This window comes from Geminocystis sp. M7585_C2015_104 (assembly GCA_015295805.1).
Taxonomy (GTDB): Bacteria; Cyanobacteriota; Cyanobacteriia; order Cyanobacteriales; family Cyanobacteriaceae; genus DVEF01.
In genome coordinates, this window is the sequence record DVEF01000070.1 from 1 (window position 1) to 5934 (window position 5934).

4 protein-coding genes are annotated in these 5934 nt (G+C 48.2%); 1 reads left to right on the forward strand and 3 read right to left on the reverse strand.

Translation table 11 applies throughout. The features are described 5' to 3' along the window. The coding region (gene bioB / locus IGQ44_08440) for a biotin synthase BioB (GenBank protein ID HIK38003.1) at positions 1-987 on the reverse strand (987 nt) is incomplete at its 3' end. 124 nt (positions 988-1111) lie between these two features. After that, positions 1112-3844, reverse strand: coding sequence for a phycobilisome rod-core linker polypeptide (locus IGQ44_08445; protein HIK38004.1), 2733 nt, complete (start codon positions 3842-3844; stop codon positions 1112-1114). Between the two features lie 159 nt (positions 3845-4003). Here IGQ44_08445 and IGQ44_08450 point away from each other — a divergent pair, with 159 nt between their 5' ends. Further along, entirely contained in the window at positions 4004-4996 is a 993-nt protein-coding gene (locus IGQ44_08450) for a glycosyltransferase (protein HIK38005.1), read from the forward strand. 9 nt (positions 4997-5005) lie between these two features. Here the strand turns inward: IGQ44_08450 and IGQ44_08455 are convergent, their stop codons facing one another. Further along, positions 5006-5872, reverse strand: coding sequence for a fructosamine kinase family protein (locus IGQ44_08455; protein ID HIK38006.1), 867 nt, complete (start codon positions 5870-5872; stop codon positions 5006-5008). Positions 5873-5934 lie beyond the last annotated feature (62 nt).

Genomic DNA, 5934 nt, shown 5'->3' on the forward strand with positions numbered 1-5934 from the left:
GCCATGGGTGGTCAGGTAATTGCCAATCAGCATAGCATTAATCCCCGACTTCAGCCCTTGTTTTTGCCATTCTCCCAAAACTGCCTCTCTCCCCCCGGCATAGCGTAGAATTTGGGTTGGAAGGATAAAACGGAAAATGGCAATGGTTTTGAGAGCCTCCAGGGGGTTTAATTTGGGAAGATGACCTAGAGGCGTGCCTTCCCTAGGATTGAGGAAATTAATGGGCACCGACTCCACCTCCAATTCCCTAACCGCCAACGCCAAATCTACCCTATCTTCCCAGGATTCCCCCATGCCAATAATCCCACCGGTACAGGCCTGAATCCCCACTGCCTTGAGGTTTTTAACTGTTTCCACTCGATCTTGCCAGGTGTGGGTGGTAACGATATTCTTATAAAAATTGGCAGAGGATTCCAGGTTATGATTATAACGGGTAACGCCTGCCTCCTTGAGAGCCTTAGCCTGTTCTATCGTCAACTCCCCTAAGGCACAGCAGGGCTTGAGACTAGTATGGGCGATAATATCCCTAACAGCTGCCAGTATCTCCTCGAATTCCCTTTTCTTGGGACTATTGTACTTTGGCCCCCTGCCTTGGGACACCAGACAAAAACGTCTCGCCCCGGCAGCCTCTGCCGCCAAAGCCGCCGCTAATATTTCCTCCCGGGATTTAAGGCCATAAATAGGGACATCCTTGCCGGGATGGTGGGCCGATTGGGCACAAAAACTGCAATTCTCCGAACAATTCCCCGACTTGATATTCATTATGCTACAAAGATCCACCACATTACCGCAACAGGCTCTCCGAATGCGATCGGCATATTCACACAACAGGAGGATATTATCTTCTCCTTCTATTTCCGTCAGTTGTAGTGCCTCCTCTCTTGTTAGCCTGTAACCCTCAATAATCCTATCACTCAGTTGTTGCAACCACCGCCGTAGCTCTTCTGCTGCCTGGCAGCAGCTTACAACACGAGTGCGGTTTTGTATATCCGTACCACTCACCAGTGTCCTCCCCTACTATACTACAAGCCATCGATTATATCAAAAGGGGACACCGAGACGGCCCGATAGCTCATCCCTAGTATCCCCTACGTGTATATAGTTAATTAGCCTACACTAAAGACACCCTTTCTACGGGTTTAAAACTAGGTACAACCAGTTCTTTGTCCTGCTTGGTCAGCTTGTTATAGAGTTTTTCGGTGTTGGGGAAATTAGCAGCAGGCAAGGTGGGGAAGCGACGATAGGGCACCGTGTCCTCACCGAACAGTTGGGCATATTCCATGCTGTTGACAAGGGCAGCAATAAAGGCGCGGATGCCCTTAGTAGCTAGAATCTGGTTGTAGTATTGGATTTCCTTTTGGTTGAGAGGCGCCCGGCCGAGGAAGTGTTTGGTACCCAATTCGATTACCTTGGTATTGGGATAGGGGGTATAGAATTCCTTGATGTACAACTCGGAGCATCCCAACCCCAGGATAAACTCCTTGACAGTGATTTCCCCGTTGGCCAGTTTGCTTTCCAGGTTGGTAAAGTAGGTGTTGACAACGTAGGGCTCAATATCCCGCTCAAATATCTGACGATAGGCCGCACCGATTACATTCTTCAAGGCCACCTTGTCGGCAGTGGTGGTCAGCTTGAATATCTTGGTTTGTTGACGTTTGGCGCTTACCCCCTGATTGATACGAGCCTTGATGTCCGGTTCAGTGCGCAATTCCTTCACTTGCCCCAACTCGATAAATCTTGGGGTTTCCTCTTTTTCCACTCTCTGGCCGATGTCTTCGCGGATGGTGCCCACCCTCAACATGCGCATTTGATAGCCAGCGGGGGTGAGATAGCGCTCATAGGGCACAGTGTCTTCCCCAAAGGCCTTGATGTACTCCTCACTGTCTATCAGGGCGTCGATGAAGGCATAGAAGCCTTTTTTGGCGCATATGTCGAAGTATTTGTTCATTTCCGCCCGCCCATAGGTTGGCCTTCCCAGCAGACGACGGTGTATGTACTCTATCGCCTTACATACGTAGTAAGGAGTCCAGTAGGTCTTGAGGAAGGTGTCGGACTTGGCAAGTATGCGGATGAACTCTCTGAGGCTAATTTCGCCGTTTTCCAGTTTAGTTTCGGCGGCGGTGAGACGTTGGCCCTCGTACACGTCGCGGCCAAAGACCTGACGATAGGCGGCACGGATTACAGCCTGGGTAGAACTTTCCCCGAATTTAACGCTGACTCCGTTGCTGCTGCCAGGCAGCTCGTTGTTCAAACGTACTACCTTTGCTCCCAGAGATCCCGGGTTGAGTCCTATAGCCCTGGGATTGCAGTTTTGATTATTAATGGCTGGCCCTCGGTGGATGAGAATTCTTCTGGTATCCTTGCCAAAAGGTGCCGGACTGCTGCTGGGATTGCGGGTTTCTTTGGGGAAAATGGCACCAAATTGGATTTCCAAGGGATCGTTACCAGAGCCATACACGTGTTGATCCGGCAGGGGACGCTCGTACTTAGCAAAGGTGGTGATGAACTGAGGCACCTTCCGGAAGGGGGCACTATACTTGAACAAGTCTTGTTTCATCCCCCAGTTGCGACATTCTTGTGCCTCTACCCCCAATCCCCTCAGATAGGGTACAGTTTCCTCCCCGAAGTAGTCTGAGTATTCCTGGGAGTCTACCAGGGCGTCTATCAGGGCTGGTAATCCCCCTTGGGAGACGATAGCAAAGTATTTTTGGAACTCTTCCTTGGAGGAAGGAGCACGTCCCAAAATATGACGGAAGGCCAACTCCACAACCCGAGAGTTACTGTAGGGCTCATAAAACTGTTTGCGATACAGCGGCGACTTAGCCAAACGGCGGATAAACTCCTTCATGGAGATGTCGCCGTTTTTCACCTGGGACTCCAGATAAGAGATAGACTGAGAATAGGCCCGACTAATATCTCTCTCGAATACTTGACGGTAGGCCGCCTTAACCACTGCATCCTTCTCGGTGGCAGACAGGCCCGGCTTCATCACGAACTTCTGACGACGCTCAGCCGCATTGTAGTAGCTTTGAGGTAATTCTAGCCCCTGAACGTCTGGAGAGTAGCTTTGACGTACCTTGTTAGCTGGGGTTGGGGTTTTCAGTTCGTTGATCAGGTCTTCAAAGTACTGACTGATAAGGTCTTTGGCCTCCTGGTCATTCTTGAAGTAATTCATGCAGGCCACTCTCATCTCCATTAGAGCTACTACTGTAGCATCTACGGAGCAGGCATTTTCCAAAATCTCCTTTAACCCCCTGGTGTTGACTACGAGGATATTAGGATCCCCAGCTACAATTGCATAGGTAACGTAGCGCAAGAACCAGGACAGATCCCGCAAAGATTTGGTCATCCTTGCGGGACCATAGCGGGAAACATTGATGGGACGGAATCCTGGCGGTATAGGGCCAATGCTGGGGGTAGTGAATATAGAGAAAAACCCAGCCAAGAGGCCACCAGCTCCACCAGTGCTATCCGCAGCAATATAGGTTTGTACTGCCTGACGGGCGGCTTTCACATCGCTGGGCACCTCAGCTACCCCAGCCCCCACTCCTACCAAAGCCTTCTCTTCCTCCTCTGCCGGGGGTTTTTCCAAGAAGGACATAGGAGACCCTCCCGTGAAAATACGGTTGGCTGCACGGGATACTATCAGCTCCGAGTTTTTACTGAGAATTTCTGCAATGGCCAACCTCTTCATCCCGGAGTTGAAATATGTCTCCAACTCCCCTAATTCTCTGTTGTCTAGGAAACGGTCCTGCTGTTCCGCCTGACTGATGGTGGATACAGCCACCGTTTGAAACAATTGCGGCCTGGCTAAATAACTTCCGCTACTTGCCTTTATAGTCATTGATTTTTTTTCTTAAAATCCAATTTCTTTATCTCTTCATTGCATCTAGATTAAATCCTTTTGGCATCTGATGGGCACTTTGTTAAAATTTATTACAGTCGGTCCATCCTATTCTCAGTTTTTTTCAAACTGTCTTCTGTCATGACAAACATTCCTCAGTTGGGTCGGTTGGGAGTGGTCACCATCGGGCGGAATGAGGGAGAAAGACTAGTAGAGTGCTTAAAATCCCTCCAAAAACTGTTACCACCCTATGTCCCTGTAGTGTATGTAGATTCGGGATCCACCGATGGCAGCCCAGAAACCGCCAGGGGATTCGGGGTGACTGTCATATCCCTGGATGCCTCCCTGCCCTTTACTGCCGCCCGAGGTCGCAATACTGGGTGGAAATACCTATTAGCTCACTATCCCCACCTGGATTATATTCAATTTTTGGATGGAGATTGTGAGTTGTTGCCCCAGTGGTTGGAAAAAGCTATCAGTCGGATGGAGGAAAACCCCCAGTTAGCGGCAGTCTGTGGCAGGGTAAAGGAGAAATATCCCCTTAAATCCGTATATAATCTGCTAATGGACATGGAGTGGAATACTCCCGTCGGTGAGGCTTTGTACTGTGGCGGCAATGCCCTTATTCGCGTAGAGGCTCTCAAACAGGTAGACGGTTATAATTCTAGCCTAATCTGTGGGGAAGAGCCAGAGATGTGTATTCGTCTGCGGCGTAGGGGGTGGAAAATTGAACGCCTTCCTGCAGACATGGTCATACATGATGCCTCTATGTATCATTTTAGTCAGTGGTGGCGGAGGATGGTTCGCGGTGGTTGGGCTGTAGCTCAAGGTTTTCACCTTTATGGCCGTGCCCCCGAAAACTACAAAAAAAAGGAACTTTTTAGCGGCTTCTTTTGGGGTTTTTTATTGCCATTTTTCTCCCTTATTCTTATCCCTTTTACCAGCTGCTATAGCCTACTTTTATTAATTCTTTATCCTATCCTTTTTTTTAAAATTTTTCTGTATCGTCGTCAATTTGAGCCCAATAATAGGCATGCTTTTATATATGCTTTCTGGTGTGTTATTTCCAAGTTTCCCCAGTTTATAGGACAAGTAGAATACTGGCTTAACAAGCTGAGAGATAGGAGGGCAGTTTTAATTGAGTACAAGTAGTGGAATGAATCAAAAAGCCATAATTTTGCTGATCATAGACTTGGCTTGGGAAAGATAGCCACCCCCGAAGAGATTAAAGTGGTTGAGGATGTGATAAAGATTATAAATGAGCTTGCGTTGCTGGTAACCGTTATCCAGAGGGTATTCTTGATTATAGGCTTGGTAGAAGGCTGGAGAAAAACCCCCAAACAACTCCGTCATGGCAATGTCTGCCTCCCTGTCGCCATAATAGAAAGCAGGATCGAATATTACAGGCGTACCATCTAGAGTGAAAGAAGCATTGCCACCCCACAAATCCCCATGGAGAGGCGAGGGGTGTGGCTGTCTATCCCTTAGACAATCTCTAATTTTCTCAACAATTTTGGTAATATTGTCGAAGTTGGCGCCTCTACGATAGGCCAATTGGAGTTGGTAGCCGATTCTCCTTTTAGCAAAAAAATCCGCCCAATTATCGCACCAATCGTTGATTTGTGGGGTTGAGCCGATAGTATTATTCATTTTCCAGCCAAAACGCGTCTCTTTCCGGCATTTGTGCAATTGTGCCAGTTTTTTCCCCATCATCTGCCATGATTGACTACTGCCTCCCCCCAATTCTAAATGTTCCAACACCAGATAACTTTGACTTCCCGCAACACCATAACAAATGGGCCTTGGCACTAGAATAGTATTAGTCTCAAGGATTTCCCGTAACCCCTCCGCCTCGGCGACAAACATATCCAAGCAAGAGGCATCATTCACCTTGACAAAATAGCTTCTCCCCTCACCCACCAGTTTATAGGCTTGGTTGATACAACCCCCTCCCAACGAGTGGCGATGCTGTAAGACAAACTCCTCCTGAGTACTTTTACTTATAGCCTTACAAATTTCTGACCACATTATCCCTCTTTTGTCTCAAAACTGCTAACTAAAGACCAAACACTTATCAACAACCATTAGAC

What these genes read in the sequence shown, in the direction of transcription:
- IGQ44_08445 (HIK38004.1), bottom strand. Translation starts at nt 3,844, where the DNA reads ATGACTATAAAGGCAAGTAGCGGAAGTTATTTAGCCAGGCCGCAATTG.
- IGQ44_08455 (HIK38006.1), bottom strand. Translation starts at nt 5,872, where the DNA reads ATGTGGTCAGAAATTTGTAAGGCTATAAGTAAAAGTACTCAGGAGGAG.